The organism is Lysinibacillus sp. KU-BSD001, from assembly GCF_042920265.1.
In the GTDB taxonomy this organism is placed as follows: Bacteria; Bacillota; Bacilli; order Bacillales_A; family Planococcaceae; genus Lysinibacillus_B.
In genome coordinates this window covers 1-16,502 of record NZ_JBDQZI010000029.1, presented here as the reverse complement: position 1 = coordinate 16,502, position 16,502 = coordinate 1, and the positions used below count along the sequence as shown (strand labels likewise).

Here is a 16,502-nt window from a genome sequence, read left to right as displayed (position 1 = left end):
TATCTATCACCTCTAGTAGTAAGTGCTAATTTTATTTTCAAGAATATCTTTTAATTTTATTTTATAAAGAAAAAAGACTGTAGACAAACTCGAAATTTTCGAGTTTGTCTACAGTCTGAAGTACTTTTAAAAGTACTGAATTTAGATAAGAAGCAACTAGAGAAACTGAATAAATTGCGTGAACAATGTCTAAACGTAGCAATCTAATACTATATTAAATCTTGCCTTTACATAAAAATTGAATAAATTGAGTTAGTTGGAACGCCGTATGCGGTGAAAGTCGCACGTACGGTGTGAAGTGAGGGAAAAGCTGGAGATAACGTCAAAGGCTTACCTATCACTATAGCTACTTCTTTAAAGAAAATTAGTTCTCTATTCTAAAATTTTAGTAGTTTGAATTTATATACTTAAAGTAATACTACCTGAGTTAAAAAAGACGAAATAATAGCATTTATAGTGTAGTGTATTACTTGTATCGTAAAAGGAGGATTATACTTTTGAATATTTTAATTTTAGGTGCAACTGGTCGAGTTGGAGGTCAAATAGTTAATTATGCTCTTCATGACAGACATCATGTTACTGCAGTAGTTCGTACGCCAGAGAAGATTCAAATAAATAATGAAAATTTAACTATTATTCAAGGTAATGTTTTAAATAAAGAGGATATCGTACGTGCAATGCACGGAATTGATGTAGTTATTAGTGCGCTAAATACTGATGGAGTAACAACTTTGTCTGAAAGTATGCCACACATTATAGAAGGAATGGAAAACAAAGGTATACAACGGATTATAACTATAGGAACTGCAGGTATCCTACAAAGTAGAACCACCCCAAATTTACTGCGTTATCAATCAAGTGAATCAAAGCGTAAATCAACCCGTGCAGCAGAAGAACATCATAAAGTTTACGATTTACTTAAACAATCAACACTCGAATGGACTATTGTATGTCCTACATATTTACCAGATGGAGAAAGTTTAGATGAATATCGTGTGGAACGTGATTTCTTACCGGTAGGTGGAGTAAAAATATACGTATCCGATACAGCAGAATTTACATATAAGCAGATTGAAAGTAACAATTATATAAAATCACGTGTAGGTATCGCCTACTAATAATATTCTCTTACATTATTACTTGCTGTCACAAGGTGAAATTTTATTGTTTGTGAAAAATTGTACTTAAACTAAAGGGTGCGTTAGTTAAAGAAGAATTAAGTGATTTTAGATTTGAGAACTTCTTGTAGTTATTCCATTAAAGGGCGCTATTTTTGAATAAAACTTAGATTTTCAAACGACTTTTTTGATATAATTTTTAGTATAGTGAAGTATCTTATACGAAAATTACACAATTATATTTTAACCCCATCCTAAATTTAGAAAGGGGTTACGTTTATTTGAGGTTTTAAAAGTTAAATAGAGAGCTGTATTCGGCTCTCTGTTTTATTTTGAATTATTTATGTAAATTAATGGCGAAAAGGGTTTGTGAAGGCTTTTTCATCTGTATTATAAAATTAATAAACGCTCTTTAATAAGACAAAAACGTTTCTATTTTCGCTAAGCATTCCTCAACAATTTCATCATCAGCTTTTGCAACAACTTGTATTTTACGTGATTTCCAATCTAAATTTTTAACTTGGTCTGTTTCTACAGCGCCAGTAAAAAATTCGCCCTCTGGTAAATGTACCTGAAACGGCCAGTCCTTTACTGTATTTGTAATAGGGCATATACTAGCAAAGCCTGTTTTTTGATTAAATGCTTTAGGAGATAAAACGATGGCTGAACGTCGCCCAGCTTTTTCTACTCCTGCTTGTGGATTTAAATTTATATAAACATAATCGCCACGTTCAGGCACTTGTATTGACATTAGATTAATTCCTCACCTTCGATACCAAAATCTACTTCTTCGCTACGGTTTTCAAGCACACATTGTGCCAATAACTCATCTAACGTATACTTTTTACGTTTCTTTTTGATAGGTACAAGTACGACACTGCCATCGCTTAAACGTTTAAATTCAACGCGTGTACCTTGTTCAATTCCAGCCTCCTTTAAAATATCTTTGGGGAGACGAACAGCTAAACTATTACCCCATTTTTGTACAGTAGAACCAGGATGTACGATTTCTTCTTCGATCAGTTCTTCGAGCGGTGCTTTTAATGCTGGCATAATTTCTTCCTCCTCGTATTTTTCGTTCATTATATCACCTCACTTGTAAAATGTATATACATTGTATCTACATAATTGTTCCCTATAGATATATGTTTTAATCAGTCAAATGTTGAGTGTTTTACTAAACCATTCTCGTTTTGTCCCAAATCAATACGAAAAACTCTATCTAGGGGCACCGTCATAAAAATACGGATTTACAACGTTAAAGAATTGGCTACGTATGCAAGATTTTATTCAAAACTTGAGCTTTTTAAGTTTCTTTTGAACAACGTTGAAAACCTTGGTGTATATAGTGTTCAACGTTTTTGTATAAAAAACTGTATATTAATGGAGTAAAGAAAAACAATTAAAACATTGATATAAAAACGTTTTAAGTGTTTTATTGTGTCCCAAAACTTTCATTTGGGAACGTTATTAGGTTTATTTATGTATACGTTATAAATCCTTGTGGAATTTAAGTACATGTTAATTGAATTAGAAAATTGGAGCTTATTCCACAATCACGCCCGATTGCGTTGCCGCTTGGTGTGCAAAAAATAATGTACTCGTTCAAAGTATGTATCAGTGGCTGCGTAAGTCACGTACACAGACAAAAATTCAATCCGACAGTGGTTCCTATTGTTGTGCAAGATCCCGTTCTATCTGAAACGAGATCAAGATTTTTTAGATTTCATATTTAAATTGACAGTTGATATTAATGCTCTAAATTAAGATGAACAAAAAGAAAAATATCTTGAAGTTATTTAGAAGAAATATTTAAATGGACAAGATTTGAAGCAGAGCATTACTACTATAATAATGCGTTAAAGGTGATTAAAGAATTAGCCACTGAATCGGATATCTCTATAATAAGTATTATCATCAATTTACCATTTTATTGTAAATATAGATTGAATTAATAAATAAATACATTCCATAAATGTAAAATTAGATATAAAAAGTTATATAATTCCAAATTATATTGATGTACAATACTATTATAAGATAAAAAATGAAAAGGGGATAATTTTAGATGAATAAATTTTTTAAAGTGTTTTCGTGGATATTAACTTTGACACTAGTATTTACTGTTTTTGCTCCTATGGGAAATGCTCAAGAAAAGGATGTAATTGAAGGATATGATGAAGCTGAATTTTTAGAATTAATGAATTTCGTTAAATCGACTATTGAAGTAGATGAGTTGGGAAATGCCAAAGTTAACTTAGAAAAAATAGAGAATGAATTAGGTTACATACCTCAAGATTATATTGATTTTAATAACTCAGATAAAAATATAAATGTATGTACTCAACAAAATACGACATTGAACTCTTTGAAAAGAGTATCTACGTACTCTTACTCCAGTCCTTACAATGATTGTATTGTTAATGAAATTAAAATTGCTTGGAAAGATATTACAGGAGTTGCAAGTTTAACTGCTGCAATTGAAGCTTTGGCGGCTGGAAAAGAGTTAGAAGCTGCAAAGCACATAATTAAAGCTGGTGCTAAAGGTGGTATTCATGGGATAGTATTGAGTTTAGGATGGATACAAATTAAATGTATAGGTGCTTAATAGTTAAAAAAAGTCGTCATTATAAAGCGGTACCCAAGTCAAGGACAAACTAAAAAAAGATTACGCTGTTATGAGATGGTTCCTGTATTGCACAGGAGCCATCCTTTTTAATTTCATTGGTAACAGTAATTGTTGTTGTAGACCATAGGTCAAGTTTCGCGCGTAGTTCATCTAACATTTTCACAGAATCAAAATCAACTTCATCTTTAAAATGACCGCAAAACGATTCCTGTAGCGCATTGTCCCAACAGTGACATCGACTGACCTAACTTTTGTTTTTTCCCGGGGTGCCTGAAATTTAGGGCTTGTATAATGAACCCCTTGATCGGAATGGATAAAGGCTTTTGGATGGGGCTGTACACGCTTATTTCGAATAATTAGCCTATTGATGGTTTTCGTAGCGATATCCCTTTAAGATGAGGTCACGCGCTTCTAAATCCTTCTGTTATCTAGCTGCACGCATCACCCGTCTTTAGTCTTTAAATAGCTGTAATAACCCGAAACGAGACACGTTTTAGAGCACACAAAAATAAGTCACCATGCGATTGAATGGAAACTGTTCAAATGTATCTGAAATAAGCTGAAATATCTTATTTGTGCTGAGTTTTTGACTTTCGCTGACAATGCGCTAAAATCCCAATAATCCCCTCACCTTTTTCTCTTGAAAGTCCAGTATATAAAAAATACCTGTAAATAGCACCTTCTTTTTCAAGTATCCTATCCACAGGTATCATATTATTATGACGAATTTTTTTTTGATATTATTTTTAGTAACAAATAGATAATTGAAATGATAAATATAAATATAAATGATTTAATCCAGGTAACTTCATCTCCAGCTATATATTTCCATAACATTACACTCAAATATACAAAAATTAACATAAATAAGTATATGAAAATATATTTTTTTAAGGGATTAGTTTTGTTACTTTGATGAGTCAAAATACCACCTCGTTTCTTCAAACATTTGTGAGTATTTTCTAATGATAAAGAGTTGAATAGAAAGATACGCCCTTGTTTGAATATTTTTTCCGTAATACACTTTTAATTTTATTAATTTAAACTTATGTCATTATTATATATATTACCATAATTATCATTTTTGTAAAAATGTGTATATTTTTTTATTTGAAGCGGCTACATCATCAGTAAAATTACCGATAAATGTATCTCCATATGCGAACATTAGTAAATAATCCATTTCGAAGGCTTGTACAAACGTCAAATTATTAGAAGCAACTTTAACTGAACCTGTTTGAGTTATTAGCTGTTCATCTCGAAAATCAAGCTGTTCGATTTCCTCTAATTTTACCCCTTTGTAAGCAGATGCGAAAGAAAAGCATGGTATGCGATGGACAACCCTACGTGGGATTAAAAAATTGTCCATGCAAGCGATGCTTACTTTTGCTGCTATGAATTTAAAAAAGCTTGCCAATTGGACATGGCAAGCTCTAGAAATAGTCTAAATTAGAATACTCGAAGAGTACTTTTACTTAAAATAAGACTATAAAATACCCCGAAAAATATTAAAAATACAAAAGGCCTTCAGAATGGTCTCATTCTGAAGGCCTTTTGTCGACAATCTGAATATTTTTCTACAAATATCTTTTTCCCTTTTTATTTTTATCTAAATTTATTTTTTTATACTTTTCTTCTCGTCATACCAATCCTGAAGCTTCTGCATACTTGCTTTATTCGAGCGTTTCGCCTCTTTATTGATATAACGTAATAGTGTACTGTGTGACATACCAATTTCAGATGCAGCAGATCGAATACTTAGCTTATGCTTATCAATTAGTTCAGCAACGCTCTCTGGTGACAATGGAACGTCTTTTAAGGATTTAGCTTCAGTAGAAGTAGGCTCTAAATCGATTGTGACGGTCGAGTCCAATAATTGTTGCTTTGCTCGCTCTTTTTCAAGAAGAGCTGCCATTTGACCGTACTTCTTGCGATTATCCTCAATTGTTTCCTGTGGTGGTAAAATGATTAAGTTTAACTCGCCCCAATACTTTCTCACCCAGTCCCTTTTCCCAACACGAGATTCATCGACAGGCTCTTGGTAGTACCATTCAGCAATGATGCCATCGTGTGTTAAATCATCTAATGTTTGTTCAAGCTTATCACGTACTAATACACCGTTATAGCTTGAAGGAAAGTCCAATGTCTCGACCAACGTACGCACTTTAAATGGTTGTTTTAAGTTACGTGAAAGGGTACGAACCTTCCATTGATAGCTTAAATATCGGCCTAATCGTTTTAATTCACGCTGTGTATGGTAGCTGTATTGGATAATCTTTAAATCAAGTGGTACGAATGTTTGTAACGACGTATCAAAGTAAGTACGAAGAATAGGGGCTGGTTTAATTTTCAACTCATAAATCCCTTTAGGTTCGCCAGTCTTTTTGTCATAAGCTACTTTTACGTTGTTAATATCAAACATACGGTGGAATGTTGTGAAATCATATTCCTCATCGTCTTTGATTTTGTCTTTATTTACGACTTTTATATCGTTTTCACGCATAGAAATCCAAATAGAAGATAATGCAGCTACACGTTTCATAATTTTAAAGCGGTCACGTTCTCGAATGATTAATGGCTTGTTACCAGGATTATCGTGGCGAAGCTTTAATACTTCATCACTATGGAAATCTATATAGCCATCTTCATCTTTTTGCTGAAGGACCCACATATGCGAAATAATATCGAGTAAATCCGCTGTTAATTCATCAAATGCATTAATAGTAGATTCCACTAAAGACAGCCAGAGCTTTTCTTGATCTTGATCAGGCAATGAAATTGTATCTTTACGAAGTTGAGCTGTACCACGTAGTTCACCTTTAGCATCAATCATATCGGACACATAAACACCATCTTCCTTCTCATTAAACTTTTTACTTGAAGATACGGTATCACGCATTAATAAATACTGAGAATTTAGTGTAGTAAAAATTCGCTCGTTATCTAAGGCGTCCTCTGTTGCTTCTAATAAACTTAATTGTTCGACCTGGAAGTCTGCTATTGGTTCGTTTTCAGAATTCACTGGTCCACTTTGTTCTGTTTTATTGGATACTTGGTCCTCTTCTAATAGTAATGGTTCAACTTCATAAATAATCGTATCTATATAATCAACAAATGCTTCTCTTAAAAGAGCTTTTGTAACGGGTCTACCTTGTAGCAATGTATGGAATACACATTCAGAAAGGGCTTTAAAGCTAGGTGATACTTGGTAAGTAAGATCTTCTGATAAGCATTCTGCGTCCACTTGCCACTGCTTAGCTGTGTTATATTTTGAGAAAAAGCTGATAGCTTCTTGATATAAGGCCAATGGCAACCACTGTGGTTTAATGACCATACGCTCTGGTAATTGGTTTAGGCTCAACTAGAACACCTCACAGACAATTTTTTGATACAATTATACCAAAATGGTTTAGAAAATCATTAAAAATAGACCAATTCTACGGTTTGTATTATCGTTTTTCGTTTCAGCAATAAATACTACCGATAAAATGAGCCACTGTGGTCTAAATATAATACTTTTTAAAGATATTTCACCGATTTGCGTCCATATTTGATAGTATTCGGTCTACTTTTGCCGATTTTTAGGGAAAAACAGGTGTGATTGTATGAATTTATATTAAATTCCGTCCGGTAATCATACAAAGTGGTCTGTTTTTGGTGCGAAAATTAATTTTTCCGTCCAATGATGCTAGTAATGGTCTACATTCATTACATAATAGTGAAATCTCGTCCGTAAATGATGGTAATGGTCTATATATATGTCCAGTGCTCATACTAACGGTCTGTTTAATGGTCTGTTTTTCCGTCCAGTAATCATACTAAAATTTTTCTCTCGTCCAACAGTCATACAATACTTGTTGATATAAAGCGATTTGTCAAAAATACCATGAACAGCGGACGAAATTATGAACCAAAATAGACCGGAATTCCGTCCACTAGGTATACTTTATTTTCAAATCGACTAAAAAAATTCCGTCCAGTAGTCACACTAATTGAAATGGTCTATTTTAGAAAACATGATTAAATCAGTATTTTAGTTAATTTTCTGTTTTAGCAAGTGGTCTATTTTTAAATTAAAGTGGTCTATAATTCCGTCCAATAGTGTCAGTATTCAATTTTTAACAAAATGGTTCAACCCCTTGTGGCAGTAAGGCTGAGAGGTGGTCTGTTTTTGGTCTATTTTTCTCTTAGAGAAGCCCATTTTCGACCAAACCCGTTTACTATACTTAACTCTAATTACATTTAGAGAGAAGTAGGTGAACAAGATGCAGACAGCGGTTGTACATAAAGCAGACCATCTAGAATTGTTTGATGTGCTATTACACCAGGGGATTACAAAATATAAACCAACAGGATCTAAAGCTTCACTACCGAAGCAGGTAGAGGCAGCGAAGCAAGACAAGCTATCGAAGAAGGGGGCTATCTTTGCCGTCCGTAAAAAAGCAGATTTTACAGACCACGGTGTAAAAGGATACATTATTACCTCAAAGGAAACAATTCTTGAAGATGCACCAGAGCTGTCGCACTTTACACCGAATATTTATCGTACTTATACATATAAAGATTCAGCCCGTCGTTATATTCAAGGCTTTGAAGAACGTAATCTATTACAGATCAATACGTTTGTGGTTGATATTGATACAAATAAATACTCACGTGAGGATATTTTAATGGCTTGCTTAGAGGAATCGATTGGTTTACCTACATTAATTGTGGCAACTACTCGAGGCTATCAGGTCTATTTTGTGTTAGCCGAGCCTTTATTTATCTCAAATAAAAATGACTTTAGAGGGCTGAAGGTAGCAAAACGTATTAGTGACAATCTAAAACGTAGCTTAAAATCAGTTGAAGCAGACCTATTTTGCAATGATTTTGGCTTTTTCCGAGTACCAAAGCCATCTAATATCGTTTTTAGCCAATTAGATACAACATACTCAATGTCTGAATTCATTAATTGGTCTATGCGTCAAGACGACGATATGGAAAGACCTTTATTTGTTGTCCCTACTCCTGGTGCTCAAAAGGTTTCAATAATGCATACAGACTGGTTTAATGCGTTAATCCATGCAGTAGATATCAAAGGGAAGAAGGGGCAAATTGGGCGTAATAACACGTTATTTACGCTAGCTTTAATCTGCCTTCAAGAGGGTTGGTCGAAGGAACGTACAATGGATTTCTTAGACGAGTTTAATTACCGTTTACAATATCCGCTTTCTGGTCCAACTTTAACAGCTGTCATTGAATCTGCTTATTCAGGTAAATATCAAGGTCCTGCTAAGGAATACGTTGAGGAATTACTGGCTACTTATGTACCTAATCGTACGTTTGAAGTGAAATTAGGGGGGAAGGGTTGGTATAAGTTTAAAAAAGCCCGTGAGGATCGTGAGCGAAGCCACTATGATGAGTGGGAAGAAGATATTATTAACTACATTACGGCTGAATTTAACCATTCAGAGCCGTTTATTTGGCGTACACAAAAAGAAATCTGTGATGCAGTGGGAATTCCATCAAGTACGTTAAATATGTTAATTAAACAATCAACAAAACTAATCAAAACGGTATCAGGTAAAGGACGCTTCAGCAAAACAGGCTGGTCTACGGTCTCTTTATTCATGAAACACGTTTTATTTAGCATGCAGCAATCTAAAATCGCCTATAAACAATATATTCAGCATATTCAAAATGATTTTGTAAGAGAGTGCATTGCATCACCAGCCCGTATCCATCTTGAAAACTTGGTAGACAAATTAGTTGATCAAACTGACCAGTTGGTACTCAGCAACATTCTTCGGAGTCCTAGTTAATTTAATACTCCACTCTGCCCTTACATATTTCTATTTACAGGGGGTCTCTTTCTAGGCGAGTGTTTTATAGCTTGAGTAATTATTTATGTTTTAGGGCGTGAAGGTCTTGGTACAAGACCTTCACCCTGGGGAGTAGAGTGAATCTTTTGTGCTTTTGTTTCTATATCGAAGTGTAATACTTGGCCAGTAGTTATATTTTGTTTTTTATGTGTACAGTAATACTGCTATTAAGTTAACAGCATGAATGATTAAATAGGGGTATCATGAACATAGAAGTTTTGAATTTTAATTAGTGAAAATAAAAAACAGAATCAACAATAGATCCTGTTTTAAAAGTGCTTTTGAAATTAATTAGGTGAAAAATAATAAGCTTATGCAGCTTAACGATTAGATTTCATTGGTTGTGTTTCGATTTCAGTAAATACTTCGTGTGAAGTGAACTCACCAATTGTTAAATTAAATGCTTTAGCAATTTGGAAGATAGCTTGCATAGATGGGTTTTTAACTTTTCCTTTTACAATGTCATTTACAGTAGATTGTGTTAAATCAGCTCTACGTGCTAATTCAGAAATACTATAATTGTGTTCATTCATAAGGGCTACGATTCTTTGTCTAACGGCTTCTTGCATTGTATGCATGAATGGTTCCCTCCAAGGTTTTAAAGGCTCTTTTAATATGTTTTAATTTTGTTTATTGTTGAGATTTTAGGATATAGCCAGCAGTAGGGGTTATTACTGCATGAAAGATATATCTAATATACTATTTAATGAGATTTCGTTAAAATATTCAAGTATTTATAGCTGAAAACATAAAAAAGAATGTACAACTATGGCTAGTGCACATTCCTTTTGGCCTAGTGACAGGGTTCCTGCTGTAGACCGCAAAGTAAAATTGAAGAAATAATAAAACTCGCCCTATTTTTTTATTTCTTCAATCTTTCTTCTGTTTACTGCCCTATATAAGGAACCTTGAGATATTCCAGTTGCTGAGATTATCTCCTTTATAGAATATTCTTCACTATCATACATCCGTAGCGCAACAGCAAGATTTTCTTTATCCAACTTGGGTCTACCTAATGTTTTCCCACGTCTTTTACTTGCTTCAAGTCCTTCCTTTACCCTTTCAGCAATAAGGTTCCTCTCTAATTCAGCAATGACACACATCATTTGAAACATGGCTTTACCTGTAGAGGTTCTTGTATCCATATTTTCTTTTAAAGAAATGAATTGAACCCCCATCTCTTCTAACTGTTGAATAATGTTGAGGATATCCAATGTTTTACGTCCTAAACGGGAGATGCTCTCCACTACAACTGTATCGCCTTTACGGATAACATCAAAAAGTTGATGAAGTCCCTTTCGATCTTTAACTGTACCAGTAAATTTCTCCTTAACTATTTTTTCACAACCATATTCATTAAGCATACCAATTTGCCGATCTAAGTTTTGGTCAATTGTAGACACCCGAGCATAACCAATAATCATTTGTAACCTCCAATAAAATTGTATATTTTTATTTTACTAGGGGTACAGACAACATTTCGGAAATTTTGTACGCTAAGCAAATTTCAACCTAAAAAAGTTGAATTTCCATATGCTAAGAATTCAACTTTTTTATTTTGCTTGTTTAACTAAATAAAGCAGTCTTTTGTTAAATGCTCAACTGTAGTTTTATAAAAAGGATTCAACTTTTTTATAAAAGTAACTAATAGCTGCTAATAAAGAATCCATTTTGATCAATTTTTCAAAATGGATTCTTTATATTTATAGTAAAATCAGTTTTTGGGGGCTTACGGCACATTAAACGATCGAGAGCTTCCTTCACATGTACGATAGGCTTCAAGGGGCCTTTGTCTTTACCTCACATAATTTTGCAATACTGACTATATGAGAGAGAAGCGGTTTAACAAAATTCTGAATAAAAATAACACAATTTTGCAATACTGACTATATGAGAGAGAAGCGGTTTAACAAAATTCTGAATAAAAATAACACAATTTTGCAATACTCACGTTGATAACGTTTTGAGAGGAATTTATTATGTATATAAACAAAAATTTGTCTGAACATATTAAGGGTAGATTAGATGATTGTGATGATTTAGTAACTAGGACATTTCCAGAGTTAGAAATTGAGGTATTATTTTTCGGGCATTTAGTAGGGGAAGAGGAATTGAGAAATAATATTGTACAACCATTTTCAAATATAAATAACGATGAAGTGAAAAATATATTAAGAAGAAAAGAATTTAAACAAGAAGAAGATATTAACTCAATGGTTAGTGGGATTCTGGAAGGAAAAGCATTAGTCATTTTTAAAAATTCACTAGCATATGTAGTTGATATTTATGTTCCAAAAACAAGAAGTGTTTCAGCTGCAGAAATTGAAACTATAATTGTAGGACCTAAAGAAGCTTTTATAGAAGACGTTGGAACTAACTTATCTATGATTAGGAGAAGAATAAAATCAGACCGTTTAAAGGTCCTTAGTTATAAAATAGGCACGTTAACTCAAACGAAAATGTATTTATTATATATTGAGGGTATTACCTCCTCTGTGTTAGTTAAAGAATTGCAAGAAAGAATCAATGACATTGACATAAAAGGGATTAATGATTTAAATCAACTAATACAATACTTAGACAGGAAGCCTCTTTCTATTTTTCCACAATATTTTACGACAGAGCGTCCAGATGTTTCAACATCAAAGTTGCTTGAGGGAAGAGTTATTTGTTTGTTAGATGGTAGTCCCTATTCATTATCAACCCCTACTAGTTTTTTTGAATTTTTTCAATCTCCAGATGATTACAACCAAAGATGGATACTTGGTACTCTATCCAGGGCATTAAGATTTGCTGCATTAGTAATAACATTATTTGCTTCTGCATTCTATGTAGCAGTATCTATGTTTCAATATGATATTATTCCTGTTAAATTACTGCATGAGTTTATTAAATCAAGAAGTAACGTGCCATTTAACCCACTAATTGAGGCATTAATTATTGAGAGTATTATTGAGTTGTTAAGAGAAGCAGGAGCAAGACTACCGTCTAAAATAGGACAAACAATTGGTATAGTTGGAGGTATAGTTATTGGTACTGCTGCAGTAGAGGCTGGTTTTACGAGTAGTATACTAATTATAGTTGTTTCTATATCTGCTATATCTTCTTTTGTAGTTCCACATATTATAATGACCGCTTCTTTAAGGATTGCTCGATTTATTTTTATTATTCTTGCATCAATAGCGGGATTCTTTGGAATAATTTTCGGATTCATTATTTTATTAATTCATCTTTGCAGTTTAAAAAATATGGGGGAGTATTATCTTAAACCTATAGCACCATTATCTTTGAAGGACATAAAAGATACTATTATTCGTGCTCCTTATCAGTTCTTTAAGAAATAAGTTAAGGAGGAGCCTAAATATGCAAAATGAAAAATTTAAACCGTTCTATTTATTTTTTATTACCTATATGACTCAAATGGGTATAGTGTTCTTTAGCTTACCAAATATTATAGTCAATCATTTTGGATATAACGGTTGGATCATGATTATACCTATTTCAGTTGTTGTTTTGATTCATATTGGATTGATTGCTACAATTTATAGTTTTAATAAAGGTGAGTCGATTTTTCAAACAATTGAGAGTTTAAATTCAAAGGCAAAGATGATAATAATGCCTTTATATATTTCTTTAAGCATATTCTGGTCAATTCTTTCGGTTACAATCGCAAAACACTATGTACATGTTATGAAGTTTTTATATTTTCCTCAAACTGATATACAGTGGTTTGTACTGTTAACATTAATTCTTACTTTTTACCTTGTTACAAGAGGAATAATAACAATCGCTCATATCTGTACTATATTTTTCTTTTTATCTGGACCAATAATATTTATCTTATTACATTTTGTTCCTGACTTCTCCTTTTTGCAATTTTCTACATTTTTGTTTAATGAAAATACCGACTTTTATGGAGGGATAATCGAAGTATATACTGCATTTCTAGGATTTGAAGTAATCCTATTTATGTTCCCGTATATAAGTAAAGAGAAAAGCGGTTTTAAATATGTTTTTTGGGGTCACTTATATACTTCCTTTGTATATTTGATTGTTACTATATTTTGTTATGGATTTAACAGTATACAACAGTTAACTCATCAAGTTTACCCAGTAGTAACTTTAATGAAACATATCGAATTTGAATTTGTTGAACGATTGGACTCTATCATTTTTATATTATTTTATTTAAAGGTGTTAATTACTATTACGATGTATGTCTGGATTAGTTTAGTTACCTTAAAAAGGGTGGTTAAATGGAGTGATAATCTTATTGTTTTTGTATTATTGGCAGTTGGATATTTATCAACGCTCGCTTTTGTAACAAAAAAAGAATTAATATTTTTGTTATCTGCCTTAACAAAAGTTCAATTGTTCCTATCTGTCTTCTTACCACTATTATTATTGATGATTATTTTTATAAAAAGGAGAAGTAATGGCTAGAATTTTACTGATTAGTCTAATCTTGTTGATGCAATCGGGATGTATGGACCAAAAAATTGTTGAGGAGTTAGGATTTATTCATACAATAGGTTATGAGTCAATTGAGGAAGGAGAGGATATCGGAAAGCTTAAAGTAACCGGCTCATTTCCAATAGCAGAAACCTTAGAACAGCAAACTATCACTACTGTTGTTGATACTCCAAGAGAATCAATGTTATTTTTGAACCAAAAGACAGATAAAAATCTAGTTTTAGGTCAAGTTAGAAGTATTCTAATTGGAGAGAAACTTGCAGAAAAAGGAGTATGGGATTTAATCGATACATTCTATCGTGATCCAGATTTAAGACCAACTGTAAAACTGTCTATTGTAAAAGGCAGCCCACAACAAATGCTATCTAAAGACTATCCAAATTATAAAATGGTTGATAGTGTTATCGAAGAGCTTTTGACAAAAGAAGCAAGGTTAAATACCATTCCTGAAATGGATATACATAAGTTTGCGAGAGATTACCTAGATGACGCTATTGATCCTATTGCTCCAATTATTTTACAATCTGAAGATGGAATCATGTCGGAAGGTATTGCATTATTTAGTGATGATCAGTTAAAAACATCACTACCAGAAATAAAAGCAAGAGTTTTCTTTCTTTTAACTGGTGAGTTTAAAGAGGGCAAATTATTAATTAAAATTAATAAAGAAGAGAACGTATTATTTAGTTTTTTAAAGAATAAAAGAAGTATAAAGGTTGGAATAAATAATAATCAAGATATCGATGTGAATGTGTCAATTGATCTCAAAGGCTTTTTACTGGAATACCATGGAAAAAAGGATATAAATAATGAGAAACAAATGGCAGAGATGGAGAGAGATATTCAAAAATATATAAAAAACGAAATAAACGAAATAATAGAAATTATGAAGGAACACCAAATAGATAATCTTGGTTTAGGAAAGTATATAAAAAGAAAAATGGATTATCAGACATGGAAAAACCTAGACTGGCCCAAGTCAATTGATCGAGTAAACATTAACCCTACTGTAACCGTGACCATTATAGATACAGGATTGGTTAAATAATGGGGGAGTATTTACCTTATCGGATTTAAAAATCAAAACCAAAGACTTGGCACACGTAGTCTTTGAACTAAGGGATAGAGCAAACAGTTGTAAAGGGTGTTGTAATGGAAGATAGTACTTAGTTCACAGCCAAACATGTACTAGTTGCTGCGAATCTTGGAGGGGCAAAAGAAATATTGAAGGAACATGGTAATGCCTTTTTCTTTGACTGCCTTTTGAAAGGCTACTGATGTGTAAACGGACCCTTGGTCGCTATGTAGTAAACACCCTCGGGTAAGGCGGGTAGTTGCTCGAGCGTATCTAATACCAATGATACGTCTTGCGAATCACGAATCGTATAAGCAATTATTTAACTATTAAATACATCGAGTATACTTGAAAGATATAAAATTTTCTCACCAAAAAGGTAAGTACGTAATGTCTGTTACTAGTTTTTCAAAAGATTTTGCGCCGCAAATTCACGATTTAGTGTATTGGGAGCGATAAAATATGGTTGTCCCGTTTGTTTTCTTTTCTTCACCTTCACACGACATTGCCAATTATATTTTTGCATGATACGTTGTACAGCTTTGTGATTGATGCGTTAATCATTTCGTAGAATAGCTGTAATTTTGCGATACCCATATCGATATTTATTTATAATACACGAATCATCTCTTTTAGTAGTTGAGATGTATGAAACCGTTTGGATTCCTTCTTCCAACGATAATATGTAGCGCGTGGAATTTCTAAAATGGCACACAGCTTTTGAACGTTAATTTTCCTTTCCATTGCTCAAACATATCTACAATTACTTGTTTAACCATTTCCTCTCCAATTCTGCTTACTTTTTTAGAACTTCAATTTGTTGCTTTAAAAACTGATTTTCATATTGTAACTGTTCCATTGGAGTAAGACTTTCAGGTCCTTTTCCATACGTATATTGTTTACCGACAGGCTGTTCAAAACGATGCATCCCGCAGCCTTTATATCAGCGTACCCATGTTTCAATTTGTGTTTTATGTCGAACATTTAGCTCCTCCATTATTACTTTTGCAGCACTTTCTTTAATTAGGATTGCGTCACTTTTCATTAAAAGGCCATATCCTTGAGGAAGGGATTTTTATTTAAATATAGAATAGGTATTATTGTTAGCAATTTAGCTGAGAAGAGAAAAGTTAGATGAGAATGGGGTAAATTGAAATTTATGGAGTAAAGGACAGCTTAAATCCAATTAAGAAAAAACTATCGAATGTTATTCGTTCGTGTAGGGGTCCCGTCAGGAAAATGCGGATTTACAACGCTAAGCACATTTTCGAGACGATTCCCCCATTTTTAACAACGTTAAGAAAATTTCAATGGTCTTAAAGAATCTAACGAGACTATTTTCT

13 protein-coding genes and 1 pseudogene are annotated in these 16,502 nt (G+C 33.0%); 7 read left to right on the top strand and 7 right to left on the bottom strand.

Going from position 1 to position 16,502, the window contains the following annotated elements; translation table 11 throughout:
* The first annotated feature begins 497 nt into the window (after positions 1 to 497).
* Positions 498 to 1,118, top strand: coding sequence for an NAD(P)-dependent oxidoreductase (locus AAGS61_RS20740; RefSeq protein ID WP_391376587.1), 621 nt, complete (start codon positions 498 to 500; stop codon positions 1,116 to 1,118).
* Between the two features lie 412 nt (positions 1,119 to 1,530).
* Here AAGS61_RS20740 and AAGS61_RS20735 read toward each other — a convergent pair whose 3' ends face one another.
* A complete protein-coding gene (locus AAGS61_RS20735; protein WP_391376585.1) occupies positions 1,531 to 1,869 on the bottom strand; it encodes a type II toxin-antitoxin system PemK/MazF family toxin in 339 nt (112 codons plus the stop codon).
* Positions 1,869 to 2,201, bottom strand: a complete 333-nt coding sequence (locus AAGS61_RS20730) for an AbrB/MazE/SpoVT family DNA-binding domain-containing protein (RefSeq protein WP_391376583.1) — start codon at positions 2,199 to 2,201, stop codon at positions 1,869 to 1,871. Before AAGS61_RS20730 ends, AAGS61_RS20735 begins: the two co-directional genes overlap by 1 nt.
* Before the next feature lie 985 nt (positions 2,202 to 3,186).
* On the opposite strand from AAGS61_RS20730, the gene AAGS61_RS20725 reads away from it, so the two are divergent.
* Entirely contained in the window at positions 3,187 to 3,726 is a 540-nt protein-coding gene (locus AAGS61_RS20725; RefSeq protein ID WP_391376581.1) for a hypothetical protein, read from the top strand.
* Between the two features lie 1,099 nt (positions 3,727 to 4,825).
* Here the strand turns inward: AAGS61_RS20725 and AAGS61_RS20720 are convergent.
* Complete coding sequence (locus AAGS61_RS20720; RefSeq protein WP_391376579.1) at positions 4,826 to 5,116, bottom strand: hypothetical protein; 291 nt, start codon at positions 5,114 to 5,116, stop codon at positions 4,826 to 4,828.
* Here AAGS61_RS20720 and AAGS61_RS20715 point away from each other — a divergent pair.
* Positions 5,052 to 5,195, top strand: a pseudogene (locus tag AAGS61_RS20715) (transposase); the annotation flags it as partial. The gene AAGS61_RS20720 and the pseudogene AAGS61_RS20715 sit on opposite strands and share 65 nt — an antisense overlap.
* A gap of 167 nt (positions 5,196 to 5,362) precedes the next feature.
* Here the strand turns inward: AAGS61_RS20715 and AAGS61_RS20710 are convergent.
* Positions 5,363 to 7,108 carry a hypothetical protein gene (locus AAGS61_RS20710; protein ID WP_391376577.1) on the bottom strand — a complete coding sequence of 582 codons (1,746 nt, stop codon included), beginning with the start codon at positions 7,106 to 7,108 and terminating at the stop codon, positions 5,363 to 5,365.
* Between the two features lie 904 nt (positions 7,109 to 8,012).
* On the opposite strand from AAGS61_RS20710, the gene AAGS61_RS20705 reads away from it, so the two are divergent.
* Positions 8,013 to 9,551, top strand: coding sequence for a primase C-terminal domain-containing protein (locus AAGS61_RS20705; protein WP_391376589.1), 1,539 nt, complete (start codon positions 8,013 to 8,015; stop codon positions 9,549 to 9,551).
* Between the two features lie 380 nt (positions 9,552 to 9,931).
* Here AAGS61_RS20705 and AAGS61_RS20700 read toward each other — a convergent pair whose 3' ends face one another.
* Both AAGS61_RS20700 and AAGS61_RS20695 read right to left on the bottom strand, forming a co-directional pair.
* Positions 9,932 to 10,189, bottom strand: coding sequence for a helix-turn-helix domain-containing protein (locus AAGS61_RS20700; protein ID WP_391376575.1), 258 nt, complete (start codon positions 10,187 to 10,189; stop codon positions 9,932 to 9,934).
* 276 nt (positions 10,190 to 10,465) lie between these two features.
* Positions 10,466 to 11,035: a recombinase family protein gene (locus tag AAGS61_RS20695; RefSeq protein WP_391376573.1), complete on the bottom strand. Its 570-nt coding sequence runs from the start codon at positions 11,033 to 11,035 to the stop codon at positions 10,466 to 10,468.
* 555 nt (positions 11,036 to 11,590) lie between these two features.
* Between AAGS61_RS20695 and AAGS61_RS20690 the strand changes: the two genes are divergently transcribed.
* Genes AAGS61_RS20690 through AAGS61_RS20680 form a run of 3 tightly spaced genes read left to right on the top strand, consistent with a single transcriptional unit; the run spans position 11,591 to position 15,132 of the window.
* Positions 11,591 to 12,955 carry a spore germination protein gene (locus tag AAGS61_RS20690; protein WP_391376571.1) on the top strand — a complete coding sequence of 455 codons (1,365 nt, stop codon included), beginning with the start codon at positions 11,591 to 11,593 and terminating at the stop codon, positions 12,953 to 12,955.
* 19 nt (positions 12,956 to 12,974) lie between these two features.
* Complete coding sequence (locus tag AAGS61_RS20685) at positions 12,975 to 14,054, top strand: GerAB/ArcD/ProY family transporter (protein WP_391376569.1); 1,080 nt, start codon at positions 12,975 to 12,977, stop codon at positions 14,052 to 14,054.
* A complete protein-coding gene (locus AAGS61_RS20680; protein ID WP_391376567.1) occupies positions 14,047 to 15,132 on the top strand; it encodes a Ger(x)C family spore germination protein in 1,086 nt (361 codons plus the stop codon). Before AAGS61_RS20685 ends, AAGS61_RS20680 begins: the two co-directional genes overlap by 8 nt.
* Before the next feature lie 823 nt (positions 15,133 to 15,955).
* Here the strand turns inward: AAGS61_RS20680 and AAGS61_RS20675 are convergent.
* Positions 15,956 to 16,087, bottom strand: a complete 132-nt coding sequence (locus tag AAGS61_RS20675) for a hypothetical protein (protein ID WP_391376565.1) — start codon at positions 16,085 to 16,087, stop codon at positions 15,956 to 15,958.
* Positions 16,088 to 16,502 lie beyond the last annotated feature (415 nt).

What these genes read in the sequence shown, in the direction of transcription:
- AAGS61_RS20680 (WP_391376567.1), top strand. Translation starts at nt 14,047, where the DNA reads ATGGCTAGAATTTTACTGATTAGTCTAATCTTGTTGATGCAATCGGGA.
- AAGS61_RS20720 (WP_391376579.1), bottom strand. Translation starts at nt 5,116, where the DNA reads ATGGACAATTTTTTAATCCCACGTAGGGTTGTCCATCGCATACCATGC.
- AAGS61_RS20675 (WP_391376565.1), bottom strand. Translation starts at nt 16,087, where the DNA reads ATGCATCGTTTTGAACAGCCTGTCGGTAAACAATATACGTATGGAAAA.
- AAGS61_RS20690 (WP_391376571.1), top strand. Translation starts at nt 11,591, where the DNA reads ATGTATATAAACAAAAATTTGTCTGAACATATTAAGGGTAGATTAGAT.
- AAGS61_RS20705 (WP_391376589.1), top strand. Translation starts at nt 8,013, where the DNA reads ATGCAGACAGCGGTTGTACATAAAGCAGACCATCTAGAATTGTTTGAT.
- AAGS61_RS20685 (WP_391376569.1), top strand. Translation starts at nt 12,975, where the DNA reads ATGCAAAATGAAAAATTTAAACCGTTCTATTTATTTTTTATTACCTAT.
- AAGS61_RS20700 (WP_391376575.1), bottom strand. Translation starts at nt 10,189, where the DNA reads ATGCATACAATGCAAGAAGCCGTTAGACAAAGAATCGTAGCCCTTATG.
- AAGS61_RS20735 (WP_391376585.1), bottom strand. Translation starts at nt 1,869, where the DNA reads ATGTCAATACAAGTGCCTGAACGTGGCGATTATGTTTATATAAATTTA.
- AAGS61_RS20725 (WP_391376581.1), top strand. Translation starts at nt 3,187, where the DNA reads ATGAATAAATTTTTTAAAGTGTTTTCGTGGATATTAACTTTGACACTA.
- AAGS61_RS20695 (WP_391376573.1), bottom strand. Translation starts at nt 11,035, where the DNA reads ATGATTATTGGTTATGCTCGGGTGTCTACAATTGACCAAAACTTAGAT.
- AAGS61_RS20730 (WP_391376583.1), bottom strand. Translation starts at nt 2,201, where the DNA reads ATGAACGAAAAATACGAGGAGGAAGAAATTATGCCAGCATTAAAAGCA.